The organism is Pseudomonas sp. 5P_5.1_Bac1 (assembly GCF_025466015.1).
In the GTDB taxonomy this organism is placed as follows: Bacteria; Pseudomonadota; Gammaproteobacteria; order Pseudomonadales; family Pseudomonadaceae; genus Aquipseudomonas.
The window spans coordinates 19,370-41,123 of the sequence record NZ_JANLNX010000047.1 but is presented as its reverse complement, the minus strand read 5'-3'; the positions used below and the strand labels follow the sequence as shown (position 1 = coordinate 41,123).

17 protein-coding genes are annotated in these 21,754 nt (G+C 65.7%); 10 read left to right on the top strand and 7 right to left on the bottom strand.

Annotation, left to right across the window (positions count from 1 at the left end; translation table 11 throughout):
• On the bottom strand, positions 1 to 915 hold the full coding sequence (locus tag NTD82_RS09365; protein ID WP_262128552.1) for a hydroxymethylglutaryl-CoA lyase: 915 nt from the start codon (positions 913 to 915) through the stop codon (positions 1 to 3).
• Between the two features lie 2 nt (positions 916 to 917).
• Entirely contained in the window at positions 918 to 2,204 is a 1,287-nt protein-coding gene (locus tag NTD82_RS09360) for a hydroxymethylglutaryl-CoA reductase, degradative (RefSeq protein ID WP_262128551.1), read from the bottom strand.
• Between the two features lie 147 nt (positions 2,205 to 2,351).
• Between NTD82_RS09360 and NTD82_RS09355 the strand changes: the two genes are divergently transcribed.
• The 4 genes from NTD82_RS09355 (at position 2,352) to NTD82_RS09340 (ending at position 7,914) form a co-directional block, all read left to right on the top strand.
• Positions 2,352 to 3,740, top strand: coding sequence for a PLP-dependent aminotransferase family protein (locus NTD82_RS09355; protein WP_262128550.1), 1,389 nt, complete (start codon positions 2,352 to 2,354; stop codon positions 3,738 to 3,740).
• A 71-nt stretch (positions 3,741 to 3,811) separates the two neighbouring features.
• A complete protein-coding gene (locus NTD82_RS09350) occupies positions 3,812 to 4,321 on the top strand; it encodes a sigma-70 family RNA polymerase sigma factor (RefSeq protein WP_262128549.1) in 510 nt (169 codons plus the stop codon).
• Between the two features lie 5 nt (positions 4,322 to 4,326).
• Positions 4,327 to 5,325 (top strand): FecR domain-containing protein, encoded by a 999-nt coding sequence (locus NTD82_RS09345; RefSeq protein WP_262128548.1) that lies wholly within the window; start codon positions 4,327 to 4,329, stop codon positions 5,323 to 5,325.
• A gap of 96 nt (positions 5,326 to 5,421) precedes the next feature.
• Positions 5,422 to 7,914, top strand: a complete 2,493-nt coding sequence (locus NTD82_RS09340; RefSeq protein WP_262128547.1) for a TonB-dependent siderophore receptor — start codon at positions 5,422 to 5,424, stop codon at positions 7,912 to 7,914.
• Between the two features lie 845 nt (positions 7,915 to 8,759).
• On the opposite strand, the gene NTD82_RS09335 is transcribed toward NTD82_RS09340, so the two are convergent.
• On the bottom strand, positions 8,760 to 9,830 hold the full coding sequence (locus NTD82_RS09335) for an AbrB family transcriptional regulator (protein ID WP_262128546.1): 1,071 nt from the start codon (positions 9,828 to 9,830) through the stop codon (positions 8,760 to 8,762).
• 128 nt (positions 9,831 to 9,958) lie between these two features.
• Here NTD82_RS09335 and NTD82_RS09330 point away from each other — a divergent pair, with 128 nt between their 5' ends.
• Positions 9,959 to 10,861, top strand: a complete 903-nt coding sequence (locus tag NTD82_RS09330) for a LysR family transcriptional regulator (RefSeq protein WP_095156730.1) — start codon at positions 9,959 to 9,961, stop codon at positions 10,859 to 10,861.
• 6 nt (positions 10,862 to 10,867) lie between these two features.
• Here NTD82_RS09330 and NTD82_RS09325 read toward each other — a convergent pair whose 3' ends face one another.
• From NTD82_RS09325 to NTD82_RS09315, 3 genes are all read right to left on the bottom strand, one after another.
• The gene (locus tag NTD82_RS09325) at positions 10,868 to 13,021 is read right to left on the bottom strand and encodes a TonB-dependent receptor (RefSeq protein ID WP_262128545.1); all 2,154 of its coding nucleotides are present in this window, start codon (positions 13,019 to 13,021) and stop codon (positions 10,868 to 10,870) included.
• 72 nt (positions 13,022 to 13,093) lie between these two features.
• Positions 13,094 to 13,489 carry a DUF2946 domain-containing protein gene (locus NTD82_RS09320; RefSeq protein ID WP_262128544.1) on the bottom strand — a complete coding sequence of 132 codons (396 nt, stop codon included), beginning with the start codon at positions 13,487 to 13,489 and terminating at the stop codon, positions 13,094 to 13,096.
• Positions 13,490 to 13,563: 74 nt separating this feature from the next.
• A complete protein-coding gene (locus tag NTD82_RS09315) occupies positions 13,564 to 14,568 on the bottom strand; it encodes a helix-turn-helix domain-containing protein (protein ID WP_262128543.1) in 1,005 nt (334 codons plus the stop codon).
• Positions 14,569 to 14,987: 419 nt separating this feature from the next.
• Here NTD82_RS09315 and NTD82_RS09310 point away from each other — a divergent pair, with 419 nt between their 5' ends.
• The 5 genes from NTD82_RS09310 to NTD82_RS09290 all read left to right on the top strand — a co-directional run bounded on the left by NTD82_RS09310 (position 14,988) and on the right by NTD82_RS09290 (position 19,773).
• On the top strand, positions 14,988 to 15,800 hold the full coding sequence (locus tag NTD82_RS09310) for a transporter (RefSeq protein ID WP_256587789.1): 813 nt from the start codon (positions 14,988 to 14,990) through the stop codon (positions 15,798 to 15,800).
• A gap of 52 nt (positions 15,801 to 15,852) precedes the next feature.
• Complete coding sequence (locus NTD82_RS09305; RefSeq protein WP_095156734.1) at positions 15,853 to 16,893, top strand: phenylacetaldoxime dehydratase family protein; 1,041 nt, start codon at positions 15,853 to 15,855, stop codon at positions 16,891 to 16,893.
• A 20-nt stretch (positions 16,894 to 16,913) separates the two neighbouring features.
• The gene (gene nthA, locus NTD82_RS09300; RefSeq protein WP_262128542.1) at positions 16,914 to 17,540 is read left to right on the top strand and encodes a nitrile hydratase subunit alpha; all 627 of its coding nucleotides are present in this window, start codon (positions 16,914 to 16,916) and stop codon (positions 17,538 to 17,540) included.
• A 1-nt stretch (position 17,541) separates the two neighbouring features.
• A complete protein-coding gene (locus NTD82_RS09295; RefSeq protein WP_262128541.1) occupies positions 17,542 to 18,174 on the top strand; it encodes an SH3-like domain-containing protein in 633 nt (210 codons plus the stop codon).
• An 84-nt stretch (positions 18,175 to 18,258) separates the two neighbouring features.
• Positions 18,259 to 19,773 carry an amidase gene (locus NTD82_RS09290; RefSeq protein WP_262128540.1) on the top strand — a complete coding sequence of 505 codons (1,515 nt, stop codon included), beginning with the start codon at positions 18,259 to 18,261 and terminating at the stop codon, positions 19,771 to 19,773.
• Between the two features lie 496 nt (positions 19,774 to 20,269).
• On the opposite strand, the gene NTD82_RS09285 is transcribed toward NTD82_RS09290, so the two are convergent.
• Complete coding sequence (locus tag NTD82_RS09285) at positions 20,270 to 21,598, bottom strand: OprD family porin (protein WP_262128539.1); 1,329 nt, start codon at positions 21,596 to 21,598, stop codon at positions 20,270 to 20,272.
• Positions 21,599 to 21,754 lie beyond the last annotated feature (156 nt).

Genomic DNA, 21,754 nt, shown 5'->3' with positions numbered 1-21,754 from the left:
TCAGGGCTGGCGAGCGCTCCTCGCGGCCAGGGCCAGGCCGACACGGGAGCGCGACGGCTGGCCCAGTTCGGCGCTGATCCGCGCGCCGACCCGGGCCATGGCCTCCAGGTCGATGCCGGTTTCGAAGCCCATGCCGTGCAGCAGGTACAGCACGTCTTCGGTGGCGACGTTGCCGCTGGCGCCGGGTGAGTAGGGGCAGCCGCCGAGGCCCGCCACCGAGCTGTCGAAGGTGCGCATGCCCAGGCTCAGCGCCGCGTGGATATTGGCGATGGCCATGCCGTAGGTGTCGTGGAAGTGGCCGGCCAGTGCCGTTATCGGTAGCGCTCGGGCACAGTGTTCGATCAAGCGCGCCGTCTCGTCCGGCCGGCCTGCACCAATGGTGTCGCCCAGGCTGATCTCATGGCAGCCCATCTGGTACAGGCGGCTGGCGACCCGGCCCACGGCATCCCTGGCGACCGGGCCGCTGAACGGGCAGCCGAGCACGCAGGATACATAGCCGCGCACCCGCACGCCCGCTTCACGCGCGGTGCGCAGCACCGGCGCGAAGCGTTCGAAGCTCTCGTCGATGGAGCAATTGATGTTGCTGCGCGAGAACGCCTCGGAGGCGGCGGCGAACACCGCCACCTCGCGACAGCCCGCCCGCAGCGCGGCGTCCAGGCCCTGGAGATTGGGCACCAGGGCGGAATAGTTGACGCCATCGTCGCGCGGCAACTGGCGGAACAGTTCTTCGGCGCCGGCCATCTGCGGCACCCAGCGCGGCGACACGAAGGCGCCGCCCTCGATATGCCGCAGGCCGGTGGCCGCCAGGTCGCGGATCAGGCTCAGACGGGCCTCTACCGACAGGTGCCGAGGCTCGTTCTGCAGGCCGTCGCGGGCTGCCATCTCGACGATTTTCACTCGCTCGGACGTGGCCATGATCACGCGCCGCGCTTTTCTTTGAGCAGTTCGACGGCGCGGTCGGCGCGCACGTCATGGGCCTGCACCAGTTGCCGGGCGACCCACTCCACCTCATCGCCGCGCGCACCGGCCACCAGGGCGATGTTGCGGGCGTGCAGCGCCATGTGCCCGCGCTGGATGCCTTCGGTCGCGAGGGCGCGCATGGCCCCGAGGTTCTGCGCCAGGCCCACGGCCACGGCGATTTCCGCCAGTTCCTGGGCGGTCTTGACGCCGAGGATGCGCAGCGACAGTTGCGCCAGCGGGTGGGTCTTGGTGGCGCCGCCGACCAGGCCGACCGGCATCGGCATTTCCAGGGTGCCGACCAGATGGCCGTTGCCATCCTTTTCCCAGGTGGTCAGCGAGCCGTAATGGCCGCTGCGGCAGGCATAGGCGTGGGCGCCGGCTTCCACGGCGCGCCAGTCGTTGCCGGTGGCGACGATCAGCGGGTCGATGCCGTTCATGATCCCTTTGTTGTGGGTGGCGGCGCGGTAGGGGTCGATGGCGGCGAAGGAGTAGGCGTCGAGGATGCCTTCGATCACTTCTTCACCGCTGAACGCGGCGGATTTCAACTGCTCCGGGGTAATCCGCACCTGGGCGCGGGCCAGGCGCAGGTCGGCGAGGTTGGAGAGGATGCGCAGGCGCACTTTGCCGCCGGTGATCTGTTCCATCAGCGGCGCCACCGCTTCGGCCATGGTGTTGACGGTGTTGGCGCCCATCGCGTCGCGCACGTCGACGATCAGGTGCGCCACCAGCATCGGGCCGCGCGGGGTGTCGGCGAAGGTGTGCACTTCGATATCGCGGCAGCCGCCGCCTAGGGTGTTCAGCAACTGGTCCTTGCGGTTGGCCAGTTCGATGATTTCGTCTTTGCGGCGCAGCAGGCTCAGGCGTGCATTGAGCGGGTCCTGCACGCCGACGATCTGCACCTGGGCGCGCATCAGCGGGGCGCTGCTGGACGTGATGAAGCCGCCGTTGGCGCGGGCCAGCTTGGCCATGTACGAGGCAGCGGCCACGATCGACGGCTCTTCCACCACCAGCGGCACCAGCACGTCGCGGCCGTTGAGCTGGAAATTGCTGGCCACGGCGTAGGGCAGTTCGAATTTGCCGATGACGTTTTCGATCATGCCATTGGCGATGTCCATCGGCAGGGCGCCGGTTTCGGCGAGCAGGCTCACGTCGTCGCTGCTCAGGTTGAGCAGTTGGCCGATATGGTCAAGGCGGGCTTCAGGGGACAGGTTGCGGAAATCGGGCAGGCGCGAGTCGAGGCTCATGGGGGGCTCCGTTGGAGTCATTGTTGTTGGGGCGGCGGCTTGAGCGCGTCGCCGGCGTGGTGCTAAATGTGCAGCCACTGTGCCCTTGAATAAAGGTACAGTTTCGCCCAACAGTACCCAGACTGTACCCAGGACAGGAGCCCGACGATGGCCCGTATCACCCTTGCCCAGCAGGTTGCCGACGCGGTGGAACAGCAGATCCGCACTGGTGTGCTCAAGGCCGGCGAGCGCCTGCCGTCGCTGCGCGAGTACATGCGCTTGCACGGGCACTCGAAGAACACGGTGATCACCGCCTACGAAATCCTCGCCTCCAAGGGCCTGGTGGAAGCGCGCCACGGCCAGGGCTTTTTCGTCGGCGCCTTGCTCCAGGCGGCGGAAGTGGATGAAACCCCGCCCTACACCCGCGCCATGGACACCATCTGGATGATGCGCCAGCAGTTCGTTCGCGAACCCGGCCTGGCGCCGCTGGGCGAGGGCTTCGCGCCGGTGTCCTGGCTGCAGGACATGCGCCTCGACAAATTCACCCGGCAAGTGATGCGCAGCGGTGCCGGCAACCTGTTCCGCTACGGCAACCGCCTCGGCAACCCGGCGCTGCGCCAGAGCCTGGTGCGCAAGCTGGCGAGCTATGCGATCAGCGCCACGCCTCGGCAGATCGTCACCACCCATGGCGCCAATCACGCGCTGGATTTGATCATCCGCCGCTTCGTCGTCCCCGGTGACGCGGTGCTGGTGGAGAACCCCGGTTACTACCCGCTGTTCGGCAAGCTGCAATTGCAGGGCGCGCGCCTGCTCAGCGTCCCGCGCCTGGCCGACGGCCCGGACATGGCTGCCCTCGAAGCGTTGCTGCGCAGCGAGCGGCCGAAGCTGTTCTTCATCCAGTCCATCAGCCACAACCCCACCGGCTCCGACATCTCCCCGGCCAAGGCTCACCAGTTGCTGCAACTGGCTGAGCGGCACGACTTGATCCTGGTGGAAGACGATGCCCTGGCCGACTTCAAGCCCAGCTCCGCGCTCAAGGTCGCGGCGCTCGATCAACTGCGCCGCTCGCTGTACATCGGCAGCTTCTCCAAATCGGTGTCGGCGGCGTTGCGGGTCGGCTACATCGCCGGCAGCAAGGAGATGATCGATGAACTGGCCGATCTGAAAATGATGCTGCACACCAGTTGCTCGGAACTGTGCGAGCGCACCGTGGATGTGATTCTTGGCGAGGGGCATTTCCTGCGGCACCTGATGCGCCTGCAGGACCGGGCCCGCGAAGCGACGTTCCGTGGCCTGGAAGTGCTCGATGAGCTGGGCGCCGAGGTGTTCTGCCGGCCCGAGCAGAGCCTGTACCTGTGGGCGCGTTTTCCGGGGATCGACGACACCGCGTCGTTCACCCGCGAGGTGCAAGGCAAGGGCGTGATGCTGGCGCCGGGGGCGATCTTCCAGACCAACCAGAAAGGCGTGACGCCATGGACGCGGTTGAATGTGGCGTACCTGGAGGAGCCGGTGTTTGCTGACTGTATTCGCCGAGGGATTGAGGCGGCCCGAGATTAAGACAGTTGCGCCGTGCTCGGACGAATCGCTAAGATTGCGAATCGTTATCATCTACGCAGGCGTTCTGGCCCATGGGCACGCACAACTCATTCGAGCAGGATGTCGAAGTCCTTTATCTGCAGCATCACAGTTGGCTCAAGAGCTGGTTGCAGCGGCGCCTGGGCGAAGCGGCGGACGCGGATGACCTGGCCCACGACACCTTTGTGCGCATCATCCGCGCCCGCAGTTCGGTCAGTGAACTCAAGCAACCCCTGGCTTACCTCGCCACCATCGCTAACAGCTTGCTGATCAACCGCTGGCGCCGCCTCGCGGTGGAACGGGCTTACGCCGAGGCCCTGGCCGCGCAGCCGGAGCACGTCGAACTTTCCGCCGAGGCGCGTTACCTGCTGATCGAAACCCTGACCGAGATCGACGCGCTGCTGCACGGCCTGTCGCCGCGGGTGCGGGAGATTTTCCTGCTCTCGCAGCTCGATGGCCTGACCTACAAGCAGATCGCGGTCCAATTGGGGTTGAGCGTCAATCAGGTGCAGAAGGCCATGCTCAAGGCGTTCAGCCGCTGCTACGCCAGCCTGTTCGAGTGATCGTCATGCCTTCCGCCAAGCACGCCGAACCGCCCATCAGCGCCCGCGTTCGCGACCAGGCGCTGGCCTGGTTGAGCCTGACCCAGTCCGGCGATATCAGCGAGGCCGAGCTGCAGCAATTGCAGCGCTGGCGCCAGAGCGACAGCGAGCACGAGCGCGCCTGGCAGCGCATGGCCCGGCTGCCGGGAATGCTGCACCACCACGCGCAGGTGCTGGACAACCCGGTGGCCCGCAGCGCCTTGCAGCACACCCGTTATGTCAGTGGCGACCGTCGCCAGGTGCTGAAATTGCTGTTCGGCGTCGGCGTGCTCGGCGCCGCGGCCTGGCGCGGCAAGGACAGCCACTGGGTTCAGGGTGAACTGGCCGACCTCAGCACCGCCACCGGCGAACGCTTGCAGCACACCCTGGCGGACGGCACCCGGTTGTGGCTGAACACAGACAGCGCGGTGGATATCCGCTTCAGTGCCGATGAACGACTGATCGTACTGCGCTTCGGCGAGATGGACATCCTCACCGGCAACGATCCCGCGCGCCGACCACTCCGGGTGCAGACCCCCGACGCGCTGTTGCAGCCACTGGGCACGCGCTTCTGCGTGCGCTGCGACGAGGACGGCAGCGGCACGCGGCTGGCGGTGAGCAGCGGGCGGGTGGCGGTGTCGATTCCGGGAGGCCCGGCGCAGCCGGTGGTCGAGGCCGGGACGCAGGCGCTCATCGATTCCCACGGGGTGTCGCACGTACGGCCGGCGGACCCGGGCAGCACCGCGTGGATCGACGGCTTCATCGTTGCCGAGCGCATGCGTCTGGAGGATTTCGTCGCGCAACTGGCACGTTATCGTCGCGGCATCCTGCGCTGCGATCCGGCGGTGGCCGACCTGCAACTCACCGGCTCCTATCCGCTGGACGACCCGGAGCGGATCTTCTCGCTGCTCCAGGACAGCCTGCCGGTGAGCGTCCAGCGCCGCACTCGCTATTGGGTCACGGTGACGCCGCGCCGGGTCGCCTAATTATTTTTTCGACGGGCTGGCAGATTTTTCGCGCTCGATTGGCTTAGGGGTAATCCCGCTGCTGACGCGGCCCCTTGACCCTCTCGGAAGTTGCTCATGACGTATCGCCTCCACCCGCTGGCCCGTGCCATTCACGACACCCGCACCTCGGCCTTGCCCCTCGCGCTCGCGGGCAGCCTGCTGCTCGGTTTCAACCTGACGGCGCAGGCCGACAGCACGGTGCAGGCGGCCAGCGCGGTGCGGGCGTTCAGCGTTGCCGCCGGCCCGCTGGACCAGGCGCTCAGCCAGTTCGGTCGGCAGGCGGCGATTCCGCTGTCCACCGATGCGCGCCTGACCACCGGTAAAACCAGTGCAGGGCTGCAAGGCCAGTTCAGCGTGGAGCAGGGGTTTGCGCGGATCCTCGCCGGCACCGGCCTGAGCGTGGTGCAAAACGCCCAGGGCAACTACCTGCTGGTGCCCGCCGCCGACAGAAGCGACGCCCTGCAACTGGCGCCGACCAGCATCAACGGCGAGAACCTCGGGGTTAACACCGAATACACCCGGTCCTACACCACCGGCGCGGTGACCATCGGCAAGAGCGAGCGCAGCCTCAAGGAAATCCCGCAGACGATCACGGTGCTGACCGCCCAGCGCCTCAAGGACCAGAACATCACCACCCTCAACGACGTCTACAACAACGTCCAGGGCGTGGTCGCCTACGGTGCGTTGAACGGCGACAACCAGCCTTATGCCCGCGGCTTCGAAATCGACAATTTCCAGATCAACAGCATCCCGATTCCGGCCGGCAGCAGCACCGGCATCACCTCGCTGAACTGGACCGACCTGATCGCCTATGAGCGCGTGGAAGTGCTCAAGGGCTCGGCCGGCCTGTTCCAGGGCGCGGGCTCGCCGGGCGGCGCGATCAACCTGGTGCGCAAGCGCGCCGGGGCTGACTTCCAGCTCAACACCACGACCCAGGCCGGCACCTGGGACAACTATCGCCAGGAAGTGGACCTGCAGGGCGCGCTGAACGAAGACAAGACCGTGCGCGGGCGCCTGGCCACCGCCTATGGCTCGCGCCACTACTTCTACGACGAGGGCAAGAGCGAGCGGGCGTCGACCTACGGCGTGATCGAGTTCGACCTGACGCCCGACACCTTGCTCAGCGTCGGCTTCAACTACCAGAACGCCAACAACCACGCGACCATGGACTGGGGCCTGCCGAGCTACAGCAACGGCACGAAGATCGACTTCAAGCGCTCCACCAACCTCAGCTCGCCGTCGGACTACAACGACGTCGAATCGACGCAGTTCTTCATCGAAGCCAAACATCAGATCAACGACGACTGGAAGGTCACCCTCGCCAGCAACTACACGCGTCTCAACCTCGACGCGCTGTACAGCAACACCGGTGGCCTGATCGATCCGGCGGACAACTCCGGCGCCTACAACTGGGCCGAAGGGCGAGGCGAAAACAACTACCAGTACAACACCGACCTGTTTATCACCGGCAACTTCGACCTGATGGGCCGGCGCAGCGAAGTCATCCTGGGGAGCAACGTCTCCCACAGCAAACGGGTCGCGGCGCGCTACGACGTGACCTGGTACGACGGCGCCTTCGACTTCATTCCCGACATCACCCAGTTCCAACCGCCGAAATACGACACCACCGACAAATACCGCACCACCACCGCGACCCTCGATCAGCAGGGGGTGTACGGCTCGTTGCGGGTCAACGTGATCGACCCGCTGGACGTCATCGTCGGCGCCCGTGTGAGTTGGTGGGACTACGCCCAGGACCAGTTCAACGAACTCAATGGCCGCCACATCCTCACAGGTCAGCAGACCAACGCCAAAGTGGTGCCGTTCTATGGCCTGGTCTACGCGCTGACGCCGGAATGGTCGGCGTACACCAGCTACTCGGAAATCTTCACCCCGCAGCTCAGCTACGAAACCGCGGCCGGCAACCCGCTGGCGCCGCGCTCCGGCGAAAGCTACGAGCTGGGCCTCAAGGGCGAGTTGTATGACGGCGCGCTGAACACCGCCTTCGCCATCTTCCGCACCAACTACTCCGGCCGCGCCCAGACCGACCAGACCCAACCCGCCACCTGCCGTTGCTACGTCGCGGGCGGCAAAGTGCGTTCGGAAGGCTTCGAAGCGGAAATGTCGGGCAAGGTCCTGCCCGGCCTGGAACTGAGCGCCGGCTACACCTATAACCGCAGCAAATACGTGCGTAACCCTGACAACGTCGCGCTGGAAGGCACCGCCTTCCTGAGTGCCATGCCGGAACACATGCTGCGCCTGTGGGCCAACTATCAGTTGCAGGGCGACCTGTCGAAGTGGCAGATCGGCGCGGGCGGCAACATCCAGAGCGGCGTGTATGGCCGTTATATCGACAGCATCCCGGGCAAGGGCGTGAAGAACGAGACAGGTGGCTATGCCATCTACAACGCCCGGGTCGGCTATGACCTGAGCCAGAACGTCAACTTGTCGCTGAACCTGGAAAACCTCTTCGACCGCACCTACTACTCGCAGACCGGCACCGTCGAAAACAGCACCTACTTCGGTAACCCGCGCAACCTGATGTTTACCGTGCGCACGCGGTTCTGAGGTAACCCGGTCGGCATGCTTGTCAGATATCAGCCTGACTGCATGCCATCGACGCTCTCAACATCGACGCCACCAGCGCCTGGCTCATTTCCAGCGACTGCTGGGTGGCCCAGACCAGGTCGCCGAATTGCTTGTCGATCAGTTCGCTGAGCTGGAGATTGGTTTCGGCGGCCGAGGTCAGTGATGCCGACAGGTGCGCCAGCGCGTCGCGGAAGTCGGCGCCCGCGCAGACGGCGAAGAGCGGTGGATGGCCGGCGGGGGAGCCGAATGGGGTGTGGGTGGTGCAGAGGGCGGAGGTTTGGGGCGGATCGGGAACAAGCTTTTCCAGTCAGGAAACCGAGTAATGGCGACCAGACGCATGCCGAAAGTTTTCCAGCACTCTCAAGATCGAGCGCCGCCCGCGCGGCGCATCGCGGATGAATCCGCTCCTACATTTGCTGCAACGTGCCATGGCCTGTCAGAGAGGTGTTGCCCGCCTTTGGCGTTTGGCGATGAATCGCGGGGAGTCTGTTGAGGCCGACTCGATACCGCGTCGTACAAACAAGGCAGTCAACCATGGCCTGACAGGCATAGGTACGTTGCAGCAAATGTAGGAGCGGATTCATCCGCGATGCGCCGCGCGGGCGGCGCTCGATCTTGAGAGCGCTGGAAAACTTCCGACATGCGCATGGTGGCCACTACTCGGTTTTTTGACTGGCACCTTCCAGCCACCAAATGACCGCGAGATGTGTAGATACCCATACAGCGATGAAGCCCGACCGAAACGACGCTGTCGCCTGGCCTGGCGCCATCGCCGGCAAGACCGGCTCCCACAGGCGATGTGCCGCGCGAGCGGACCATCCCGCTCACGCCCGCGTCAGCCGAATGATCTGCCGCGCACACCAGGCGCCGGTGAGGATGACGCCGAACAGGCGCAGGGTCTGCATCGCCAAAACCATGCCGACGTCGGCATGGGTTTCCACCGCGATGATGGCCATGGCGTCCAGCCCGCCGGGGCTCGTAGCCAGGTACATCGACAGGAAGTCGCTGCCCACCGCCTTGGCCAGCAGCCAGGCACCGGCGGCGCACAACAGGATCAGCGCCACCGCGCCGGCGATCATGGTCGGCAGGCGCTTCCACACGTAGCGCACGGTCTGGCGATCAAAGCGCAGGCCGATGTAGCAACCGATGGCGCCGTAGGCGAACGCCAGCACGCCGCTCGGCAGGGTGATCGTCAGCACACCGCCCAGTTGCAGCGCGGCGCCCAACAGCAGCGGCATCAGCAACGCCCCCGCCGGCATCTTCGACCCCGCAGCCACCCCAAGCAGGATGACCGCGAGGCTGAGCAGCAGGTCGCCCCACTGGCTGGCGTCGACCACGTCCGGTGCGCTGGCGGCGGCGCCGGCGACTTCGTCGGCACCGAGCAGATGGCTGACCAGCGAGCCGATCATCACCACGCATACCACCCGCACGTATTGCATGGTCGCCACGACCCGGGCGTCGGCACCGTTGTCCTCGGCCATCGACACCATCGCCGACGCCGCGCCCGGCGCAGTGCCCCAGGCCGCGGTGCTGCCGGGGATGCCGCCAAAGCGCACGGTGCCGAGCCCGACCAGTGCGCTGAGCGCCACCGTCAGGAAGGTCGCGAACAGCATGACCTGCCACGACTGGCCGAGGGCGGCCAGAACCGACCAGCTCACCGAATGGGCCACCAGCAGGCCGACGCAGCCCTGGCCGAAGCGAAACACCTGGCGGTGCAGTTGCAGGCGCGCACCGGAGACGGCGAAGACAATCGCCACCAGCATGGGGCCGAGAAACAGACCGGCCGGCACCGAGAGCGCGTGCAGCGACTGGCCGGCAGCGCCCGCGCAGATGACAAGCGCGAGCCATTGAAGGACAGGGAAGCGGGAAGGGCGAACAGCGAGAGGGGTTTGCAACGTCTGAATCCTCCGAGACAGAGGGGCCGCGCGAAGGAACGTGCGGCTGGCGGAGAAAATTATCGACGCCACGATTCATCAAGTCTATTTTCTACTTTTGATGAATCCATAACTGAAATTCATGAATCATGGACCTACGCGATCTCACTTACTTTGAAACCATCGCCGACTTGGGCCATCTCGGCCGGGCCGCAGAAAAGCTCAACCGCAGCCAGCCGGCGCTGAGCAAGAGCATCCAGCGCCTGGAAGAGTCCCTCGGCACCAAGCTGTTCCAGCGCGATGGCCGGCGAATCAAGCTGACGGACGTTGGCGAACTGCTGCTGGCCCGTGGCCGGGAGCTGCAACGCAGCATCGCCGAGACCGAGCGCGAGGTCCGCGATTTTGCCAGCGGCCTGGTGGGCACCCTGCGCCTGGGCTGCGCCGCGAGCATGGCCGAGCACCTGCTGCCGCAACTCACCGCCTCGTTGCTGGAGCGTGCGCCGGAGCTGACCCTGACCCTGTCCATCGCCCAGGACGATGTGCTCAAGGCGTCACTGCGGGCCGGGCAACTGGACGCGATCATCCGCCCGCTGATCGTCAATGATCCGGACTTCGAGACCTGGCCCATTCTCGAAGACGAGGCGGTGGTGGTGGCCAGCGTCGATCACCCGGTGTTCTCCGGCCCGATCACCCTCAAGGACCTGTGCCAGTACCGTTGGGTACTGGCCGGGCCGACGGTGACCGCGCGGCGCTGGATCGACAACGCCTTCACCTCCAACCAGCTACCGCCGCCGGTGGTGCAGGTGGAGACCAATTCCATTTCGCTGCTGCCGCGCCTGATCGCCCAGACCCGGCTGCTCAGCTTCGCCGCGCGAGAAACCCTGGAGCATGGCCACGGCACCGCCTGGCTGCGGGAAGTGCCGCTGGCGCAAACCACCATGCGCCGCACCGTGGCGGTCTCGGTGCGGGCCGGGGCTTACCTGCCGCCCGCCGCCGAGGCGATGGTGGCGCTGCTCAAGGAAAACGGGCGCAGGTTTTTTCGCGGAGAGTGAACGGCCTCAGTACTTCCAGTTCACCGCCAGCTCCAGGCTTCGCGGTTCACCAAGGTAGTACTGGGTGTTGCTCTGGTGGATGAAGCGGGCGTAGACCTCGTCGGTGAGGTTGCGCACGCGGGCGCTGACTTGGGTGTGTTGGTCCAGGTCGTGGCTGACGAACAGTCCGTACACCGTATAGGACGGCACCCACATCGTGTTCGCGGTGTTGGCGTACACCGACGACACGTAGCGCGCATCCGCGCCGGTCTGCCAGCCCGGCGCGACGTCCCAGGTCAGCCACAGGTTCGCCACGCGGTCGGGGATGTTGACCGGGTTCTTGCCTTTGCGCGAATACAGCACGCCGCCGATGGTTTCGTTGAACTCGTCGTACTCGGCCCGCACCCAGGCGAAGTTGCCCGACGCCAACAGGGTCGGGGTGATTTTGAACGACGCTGCCAGTTCGAGGCCGGTGGAGGTCTGTTGGCCCGCTTGGTCGGTGGTGTTGGGCACGGTGGACGAGGGCACCGAGATGTTCTTGCGCACGATGCGGTACACCGCGGCGGTGGCGCTGCCGCGACCGTCGGCAAAGTTGAACTTGCTGCCCACTTCGACCTGCCGGCCAGTGCTCAGGTCAAGGTCGCCGACCTGGGCGATGGAGGCGCCGGTCAGGCTGCCGCCCGGTGGTTCGGCGGAGGTGCTGTATTGGCTGTAGAGGCTGATGTCTTCGTTGATGTCGTAAACCAGGCCGAGGCGGCCGGTCACGGCATCCCAGCGGCGGTCGAGATTGGTCCGGGCCACATGGTCCACCACCTCGAAGTCGATATGGTCGTAGCGCAGCGCGGTGACCAGGGCGAGGCGGTCGGTCAGGCGCGTGCGGTTCTCGACGAAGGCTGACGAGGTGTCGGTCCCGGTGCTGCGGCCCTTGCTGCGCGGGGCGTCCATGCCGGGGATGTCGAGGAAGTGGTCGGGGTCGAAGTTGCCCGGCGTCACCGTGTCGAAGGCGCCCTTGGACAGCGGGTAGTTGGTCTGCTGGTTGCGGTTGTAGTCGAGGCCGAAGGCCCAGTCGCTGGTCAGGCCGAACACTTCGCTGGCGTGGGTCAGCTCGATACGGTCGCCGTTGACTTCCTGGTCGTGGCGCTGGCGGTAGCCGCCGGAACGCAGGATCTGGCGGTTGTCGTCGCTGTAGCGGTAGGTCTCCAGGTTGCGGTAATCGCGCTGGCCGTTGTAGTGGTAGAAGGTGTTGCGCAGTTGGGTGGTGTCGTTGAAGCGGTAGTCGGTGATCGAGCGCAGCCAGCGGGTGCGCTGCTCGTAGCGACCGTCTTCGACGTTGTAGTTGGCGAAGCGGTCGTGCTTGTCGATATGCAGCGTGCCGCCGAGTGGCCGCAGCACCGGCGCGCCCCAGTACGGGCTGTCTTCTTGTTCTTCCAGGTACTCGATCGCCAGGGTGTGGGAGAGCTGGTCGTTGATGTCGCTGAGCAGCGAGAAGGCCAGGTTGCCGGCACCGTTTTCCTGGCGGTCGATGTAGCCGTTGCTGGCGGTCCGGCTGTAGTCCAGGCGCGCGTAGTGGCGCGGTCCGTCGCCGTCGTTCAGCGCCTTGTTGACGCCGATGGCGGTTTCCCAGGTGTCGTAGCGGCCATAGCTGACGCGGCCTTCGACGCTGTCTTCAGCGCGGCTGGCCAGGCGGGTGATGAAGTTCAGGCTGCCGCCCACCGCGCCGCTGCCGTTGAGGAAGGACGACGGGCCGCCCAGCAGCTCGACGCGGTCGTAGATCCAGGCCCCGACCGGTCTGCCGGCGGCGCCGTATTGCAGGTTGATGCCGTTGAACAACTGGCCGATCTGCGCGCCGTTGAAGCCCCGATAGGAGACGAATCCGCCCCAGCCGGGCGGCGCCGAGGCGTTGACGCCGGGCAGCGCGTTGGCGGCGTCCTGGAAGTTGCGCGCGCCGATGCGTTCCAGGGTCTTGCGGTCGGCGACGCTGACCGACGCGGGGTTCTCGCGGGCGCTCAGGTTCAGGCGCGAGCCGCTGGCGATGGGCGTATCCAGGTCGGGGCGGGTGCCTTCGCGAGGTTTGTCGGCGTCGGCGGTGATGGTGCTGGCGGGCAGGGTCAGGCTGTCGTCCTGCGCCCACGCGCAGGTTGCGCTGCTGATCAGCAGCGCCAAGGTGGTCAGGCGAAACATAGGGTGCTTCCTGGCTTGTCTTCGATAGGCCGCGGCGGGCGGACACAGGGCGGCCCGCCGTACGCGGCGATGTCAGGGCGAAGTCAGCAGGGAGGGGGAGGCGCGGGGGTTTATCAGCGGCCAGCGATAACGCGGTGAACGGGAGATATCCAGCACCGGCAGCGGCCGGACCGCTTCACCGGCGAGCAGCCCGAGCAGGCCGAAGAACGCGGCGAGGATGATCGCGCTGAACAGGCTGGTCACGGCGCAGCCGGTGTCGCCGGTCATGCTCATGGGCAAGCCGCCGGCATCATCGAGGTTGGTGTGCACGCCGTGGTCATTGCTGACCGAACAGAACGCGCCATCGAGGCCACTGAGCTGCAACCCGGCCATCTGCCCGTGGCCGATCGCGCACAGCACGGAGCTGAGCAGCACGCTGAAATACAGCGCCCAGGCGATAAGCGATTTGTGTGGGCGGGCCAGGGTCATTGCGGCGGTGGCGCTCAGGGCAGGAAATGAAGGGCGCGGCAATCATACCGATTTTGCGTTATCTGAACAGAGGGTCAGCGCACAAGGCCCGCCTCCCGCCACTCCTTCGGTGACACCCCGTAGAACTCGCGAAACACACGGCTGAAATGCGACAGGTCGTTGAAGCCCCAACTGAAGGCCAGTTCGGAGATGCGTGCACCGGCATTGAGCGGGTGAGTCAGTTCGGCACCGCAGCGCTCCAGGCGCCGCCGCAGCACATAGCGCATCAGCGAGCTGCCCTCGCGTTCGAATAACTTGCCGATGTAGCGGCTCGACAGGCCATTGGCCTGGGCGACCTGCTGGGCGTTGAGGCCGGGGTCGCGCAGGTGGTCGTTGATGTACAGCTTGATCCGCGTCAGGGTCAGCGCCTGCGAGCGCGAGTGCTCCGGGTCCATGACCTGCAGGTTGCCCAGGGTCAGGGCAATCAGGTGGGTGGCCGACTCCGACAGCCGCGCCATTTCGGTGGGGGTGAACTGGCCGATCTGGGCCGACAGGGTTTCCAGGAAGGCGCGCAGCACCCGGCCCATGGGCGTGTCCAGCGACACCCGGGTGGCGGTGCGCGATTCCATGTCCACCACCATCTGGTTGAGGCTCGCTCGCGGCACGCTGATGATGATCTGCCGCCAGTCGCTGTCGAACGTCAGGTGGTGGGGGCGGGTGGCGTCGTAGATGGAAAATTCGCCGGGGCCGATCCGCGCGCGGCTGCCGCCTTGCTCCAGGCATTCGTGGCCTTCGAGCATGAGCACGGCGAAGTATTTGTCCTCGTCGCGGCAGCGCGGTTGCAGGTGGCGACGGTTGACCGCCTGCGCGGCGGCGCCGACGTCGCTGACCCGCAGCAGCTCGCACTTCTGCGAGCGCACCTTGCCGTAGAAGGCTGGATTGGGCAGGGCGCCGATTTCCACGTCGGCGAACAGCCGCAGGATCATCTCGCGCCAGTAGTCCACCCGGTCGTTGAAGCTATTGCTCAGTGTCGCCAGCTCAATGCTGTCGCTCGCCCAGTTGGCGGGCGACGGAATGCCCGCGCAGAAATCGTTGACCATCGTCGACGCACCCCTGTTATCGAATTTGTTCTCAGGATGAATCCTCAGCCCGCCGCGGTCCGGTCCTCGGTGGCGCTCATCGCGACGAACCGCCGCGAAGGAGCTGCAGGTTCATTCATACACCCGCAAACCCCCTCCCGCCAGCGCATCGGACGCAAGGGCCGACCAAGCACAGTTTTTGTTCCGTTTCAGCCAAGAACCACGGCGCCCGGGCTCTCATCCTTGAGTCACCGGCGGCGGGGAGGTTCGCCGGACCTGTCTCCGTGCAGGAATCTGGCCAGGACAGCCGGTCATTCGAATGCCCCAAAGAGGGCCCCTGACTCAAGGCAAACAACATGAAAAGAACAAGCCTTTCGTTTTGCGAACTGAAACACTCCGTGATCTGTGGCCTGGTGCTGATTGGCGTGTCGTTTTCCAGCATGGCGGTGGAGGTGGCGCCCGGCGACTACGAGCAGTACCCGGCAGGCGCCACCATCGGCGCGATCTACTACCAGCACGCGACCACCGACGCCTTGCGCGCCGACGGCCATTCGGCCAGCTCCGACTTCAACCTCACCTCCGATATCGGCATCCTGCGTCTGCTTCACGTCGTTCAGGTCAACGACAAGGTCACCATCGATCCGCAATTCCTGTTGCCCTTCGGCCATGTCGCCGGCAGTGCCGACGCCTCGGCGCTGGGCAGCACCAGCGGCGTCGGCGACCTGATCCTCACCGCGCCGATCAAGCTGCTGCTCAACAGCGCCCGCGACACCCTCAGCGCCAACGCCTACCTCTACGTGCCCAGCGGCAGCTACGACAAGAACGACGCGCTCAACCTCGGCGAGAACCGCTGGAAGGTGGATTTCCAGGGCGCCTACATCAAGCACTTCGGCGACAAGTGGGCGCTGGACGTGATCGGCGATGCCATCTGGTACGGCGACAACGACGCCTACGGCCCGACCTCCGCGACCCTCAAGCAGAAAGTCTCCTACGCCGCGCAACTGATGGGCCGCTACATGCCCGACCCGGCCACCGCGCTGGCGGTGGGCGTCGGCCAGCTCTGGGGCGGCGAAACCCGCGTCGATGACGTTGACCAGGACAACCGCCAACGCACCACCAACCTGCGCTTCACCGCGACCCGCTTCTTCACCCCCAAGGACCAGTTGCAACTGCAACTGGGCCGCGACCTCGTGGTGGAAAACGGGCCGCGCGAAGACTTCCGCCTGAACCTGCGCTACGCCCATATCTTCTAGGGCGCCCGATTTCCGCTGCCACACACCGACAACTACAAATGAGGTCAGCCTGATGGAATCCGCAATCGACAAGCACCTGATGTGTCCGCGCCTGCGCCCGCGCCGCATCGACGATGACTACACCCCGCCGTTCCCGGCCTGGGTCGGCCGGGCCGACGCCGAGGTCAGCCAATACGTGATGGCCTACCTTGGCGTGCAGGGCAAGGGCGAAAGCCAGTTGGGCGCGGTCTGCGCCGCGCTGCGCCAGATCGTCCAGCACTTCGGCCTGGACAACGCCCCGCGGCACTACGACATGGCCCACTACGTCGATGCCGCCGGCTACGACAACATGATCGCCATCGCCTATTGGGACGACCCGGCGACCTTCCAGCGCTGGGAGACGGACGAGCGCGTTGCTGGCTGGTGGAACGCTGCGCAGCGCGAGCAGGACGGCCTGGGCTACTTCCGCGAAATCGCCAGCCCCGGCGTCGAACGCTTCGAAACCCTGTATGCCATGCCCGTCGGCATGGAGGGCGTGGGCCTGGCGATGGGCACCCGCAGCGGCGAAATCCAGGAGCACGGCTACTGGGGCTCGATGCGCGACCGCGTGCCGCTGTCGCAGACCGACGCCATGCAGCCCAGCGGCGACCTCCAGGCCAGCCGCGCACCGGCGCGGGTCAAGGTCGGCGGGCATGAAAACCTGGTGATCATCCGCTCCGGCCAGGACTGGAGCGAAACCGTGGAGGAGGAACGCGGCCTCTACCTTGGCGAGATGGAGCCGGTGCTGCGCGCCGGCATGGACTTCCTGCGTGACGAGGGTTTGCCGGTGGGCTGCTACAGCAACCGCTACATGCAGCACATCGACGCCCGTGGCCAGCGCGAGGAAAAGAGTTTTTCCGTCAGCCACTGGCGCTCCATGTCGCACCTGGAGCGCTGGTCCGAATCGCACCCGACCCATATCGAGATTTTCGGCACCTTCATGCGCATGGTTCAGCGCCTGCAGGGCGAACTGAAGTGGAAGGGCTATCACGAAGTGAGCGTGCTGCGCGCCGCCGACCAGCACTACGAATACATCAACTGCCACCCTGGCACCGGCCTGTTGCGCGGCGTCTGAGCGCATCGAAGGAGAACCGCATGAACAAGCACAACAGCGCCGTGGCAGCGTCCGCGGCTGATCGCGCCTTTGCCCTGAAGCAGGCCCTGGAAGAACAGGGCCTGTTGCCCGAAAGCTACGTCGAGCAATTCACCGAGGTGATGGAAAACGATTTCGACCCGGCCAACGGCGCCCGCGTGGTGGCTCGCGCCTGGGTCGATCCGGCCTACCGCGAGTTGCTGCTGCGCGACGGCACCGCCGCCTGCGCGCAGTTCGGCTACACCGGGGTGCAGGGCGAGTACATCGTCGCCCTGGAAAATACCCCGACGCTGCAGAACGTCATCGTCTGCACCCTCTGTTCGTGCACCGCCTGGCCGGTGCTCGGGCTGCCGCCGGACTGGTACAAGAGCTTCGAATACCGCGCCCGGGTAGTGCGCGAGTCGCGCAGCGTGCTGCGGGAAATGGGCCTGGACCTGCTGCACGAAGTGGCGATCCGGGTCTGGGACACCAGCGCCGAAACCCGCTACATGGTCCTGCCGTTTCGTCCCGAAGGCACCGAAGGCTGGAGCGAAGAACAGCTCGCCCGCCTGGTGACCAAGGACGTGCTGATCGGCATCGCCCGGCCCGAGGTCGGTGTGCTGGCCGATCACGGCAAGGGAGGGCAGTGAAATGGACGGCATTCATGATCTGGGCGGCGTGCAGGGCTTCGGCTCGGTGGCGCACACCGCCAATTCACTGAGCTACAAGCCGGTGTTCCACGAAGACTGGGAGCACCTCGGCTACAGCCTGCTATTCCTCGGCGCCGGTGAGCTGGGGCTGTTCAATGTCGATGAACTGCGCCATGCCATCGAGCGCATGGAGCCGCGGCAGTACCTGACGTCCAGCTACTACGACCGGATCGTGGTCGGCACCGCCTCGCTGTTCGTCGAGAAGGGCGCGTTGCAGCAGCAGCGCCTGGAGCAACTGGCGGGCGGCCGTTACCCGTTGGCCCTGCCGCTCGGGCCGGGACGCGAAGCGCAGCCGCCGCGCGAGCCTTTCAAGGTGGGCGACGAGGTGCGGGTGCGCGACGAATTCGTCAGCGGCCATATCCGCATGCCCGGTTATGTGCGCGGCAAACGCGGAGTGGTACTGCACCGCACCACCCACGCCTGGCCGTTCCCGGATGCGGTGGGCCACGGCCAGCCGAGCCCGAACGAGCCGACCTACCACGTTCTGTTCACCACCCGGGAGCTGTGGGGCGATGCCGCCGATGACGGCACGGTGGTGGTCGATCTGTTCGGCGGCTACCTGCTCCAGGCCTGACGGACAGTTTTGGTGTGGCGAGTCCCCGCATGGACGTTCAGCCCCTCGCCGCACCGTTTTTCTTCTTTTCAGCGAGATACCCGCATGGCCATTCGCAGACCCGATCCGACCGAACTCGATGAGATTGCCGCCGACTTCGGCATCACCCTCACGCCCGCGCAACTGGCGGGCTATCACGCCGCGTTGCAGGCCAACTTCGACGCCTACGACCAGCTCGATGCGTTGCCTGACTATCTTCCCGCGGTGCGTTATCCGCGCCAGGACGTTCATCAACCCGCGGCCGCCGATAACCCGCTGGGGGCCTGGCAATGCAAGGCGCTGATCCGCGGCCAGGGCGCCGGGCCGCTGGCCGGCAAGCGGGTGGCGATCAAGGACAACATTGCCGTTGCCGGCCTGCCGATGCTCAACGGCACTTTCACCCTCGACGGCTACACGCCGGAAGTGGATGCCACGGTGGTCACCCGCCTGCTCGACGCCGGGGCTACCATCGCCGGCAAGGCGGTCTGCGAAGCGCTGTGCTTCTCAGGCGGCTCGCACACCTCGGCCAGCGGCCCGGTGCACAACCCGCGCCGCCATGGCTACTCGGCGGGCGGCTCGTCTTCCGGCTCCGCTGCGCTGGTGGCGGCGGGTGAAGTCGAGATGGCAGTGGGCAGCGACCAGGGCGGTTCGGTGCGGATTCCCGCTGCGTACTGCGGCGTCTGCGGCATGAAACCGACCCACGGCCTGGTGCCCTACACCGGCGCCATGCCGATCGAAAGCACCCTCGACCACCTCGGGCCGATCACCGCCACTGTGCGTGACAACGCGCTGATGCTCGACGTGCTGGCGGGTGTCGATGGCCTGGACCCTCGGCAGGCGCTTGTTGGCGCTACCGGTGGCTATGTCGAGGCGCTGAGCCTTGGTGTGGCGGGCCTGCGTATCGGCGTGCTGCGCGAAGGCTTTGGCCAGGCCAATTCCGAGGCGGTGGTGGACGAGGCGGTGCGGGAGGCGGCGCAGGTGTTGCGCCGGCTGGGCGCCAGCGTTGCGGAGGTGTCGTTGCCGATGCATGCGCAGGGGCCGGCGATCTGGCTGGCGATCGCCGCCGAGGGCGCCACGCAGCAAATGATGAAAGGCAACAGCCATGGCTTCAACTGGCGCGGGCTGTACCTCAACGGCATGATCGGGCACCACGCCAGTTGGCGCGAGCGCGCCGACGAATTACCGGACACGGTGAAAACCACGATGATTCTCGGCGAATACATCAACCGGCAGTACCAGGGCCGCTTGTACGGCAAGGCGCAGAACCTGGCGCGTGCGCTGCGCGCGGCCTATGACGAACTGTTCGAGGATTTCGACCTGCTGCTGATGCCGACACTGCCCCTGCGCGCCACGCCACTGCCGGGGCCGGATGCCGGGCTGGAAGATACGCTGGGGCGGGCGTTCGAGATGCTGGGCAACACCTGCGGCTTCGATGCCACCGGGCACCCGGCGATATCGATTCCGTGCGGGGAAAGCGATGGGTTGCCGATCGGCCTGCAACTGGTGGGGCGGTGCTTTGGCGAGAGAGAGATTTATCGAGCGGCTTATGCGTTTGAGCAGGGTTCTGTCTTGAAAGAGTAGGTGAATCTGAGGACTTCATCGCTGCATGGGGGCCGCAAAGCGCTCGCCGGGAGGCCAGGTTACGGCTGCCATGTGCATGTCGATGGATTTTCAGCGCTCTTGAAATCGAGCGCCGCCCGCGCGGCGCATCGCGACGGTTCGGCGCCCCGACAAGCTCGCTCCTACATTCGGTTGCAACGTGCCTATTCCTGTCAGGCCATGGTTGACCACCTTGTTTGCACGACGCGGTATCGAGTCGACCTCAACGGCATCCCCGCAATCCATCGCCAAACACCAAGGGCTGGCAACCCAACTCTCACAGGCCATGGCACGTTGCAACCTACTGTAGGAGCGAGCTTGCTCGCGATGCGCCGCGCGGGCGGCGCTCGATTTCAAGAGCGCTGAAAAACTCTCGGCTAGCGCCTGGTCGTCATTATCCGGTCTCCTGACTGCCCCTCATGGTCTTCATCGCGCCAAGAAGTGCGTAGATACCTATGCGGCGATGAGCCCTCAAATATCACAACAGACTCAACGGGTACTCCACGATCACCCGGGTCTCATCCAGGTCCGATTCGAACTGCGTCGCCCGGGTCGTCGCCTGGCGTACACGCAGCGACAGGTCCTTCAGCGACCCGCTCTGCACCACGTATTTCACCTCGATATCCCGCTCCCAGCGCTTCTGGTCAGTGAGCGGGTTGCCGTCGGCGTCGCGGCGCATGTAGGTGGTGTTGGCATTCGAGTAGTCGGCGTCGGTGCCCTTGCCGTAACGGGTCATGAAGCTCAGGCCCGGCACGCCATACGACGCCATGTCGAGGTCGTAGCGCAGCATCCACGAACGCTCCCCAGGCGAGTTGAAGTCGCTGTACTGGATCGAGTTGTCGAGGTAGATGGAGTCCGACTGGCGCAGGTAGTCGAAGTCGTCGTCGCCGTTGTTGCGCTGGTGGGTCAGCGCCACGGTGTGGGCGCCGAAGCGCAGGCCCAGCTTGCCGCTCCAGATGTCGTTGGTGAACTCGCCGAGCAGTTGCTTGCCTTCGTCCACCGCGCGGTAGTAGTTGAAGCCCGCCAGCAAGGTGAAGTCGTTGCTGAGCGGATAGCTGACGGAGGTGCCGAGGTAGTGCTGGTTCCAGGCGTCTTTCAGGCGGCTGGTGTACAGGCTGACGCTGGCGTGCTCGGTCAGTTGGTAGTCGCCACCGACGTAGCCGACCCACGGCGCATTGACCGGCCCACCATAGAAGGTGACGAAGTTGTCGCGCAGGTTGCTCGACACCGGCTGGCTCATGGCGTGCAGCCGGCCGCCTTGCAGGGTCAGGCCGTCGAGGCTGGTGTTGGCCAGCGTCACGCCGCGGAAGGATTCCGGCAGCAACCGCGAGTCGCCGTAGGACACCACGGGCGTGGTCGGGAATACGTCGCCGACCTTGATTACCGTGTCGAACGCCCGGGCTTTCAGCGCGCCGCCGACCTTGCTGTAGTCGTCCCGGGCATTGCCGTCGCTATCCACTGGCAGCACGTCGAACGAGCTGCGCGCACCGTTGCGGCCGCCGCCGGTATCGAGTTTCAGGCCGAGCATGGCGAAGGCATCGACGCCGACGCCCACGGTGCCTTGGGTGAAGCCCGATTCGAAACGGGCAATGATCGCGTGCGCCCACGCCTCGGAATAGCCGGCGCCGCCGGGGGCCTGCGCGCCGTTGCGGTCGTCGCGGTTGAAGTAGAAGTTGCGGTTCAGCAGCGTCAACTGGCTGCCTTCGACAAAGCCTTGCGGTTCGTCGGTTTGCGCGGCACCGACCACGCTGCTGAAACCCGCTGCGGCCGTAAAGGCCGCCAGGGAAAACCGGGTACGTCTGTTCATGATTGCTCCGTAGTCCTGGCAGTTTTTATTGTTGGGATGGCACGGTCGGTTGTTATTGATCGAGTGACCGCGCGGCATCATGGCCGGGGGAAACTAACGGGGAGGTGAGGGGGGTATTACGATTCTGAAAGGTGGGTGATTCCGCGTGCGGCCGGC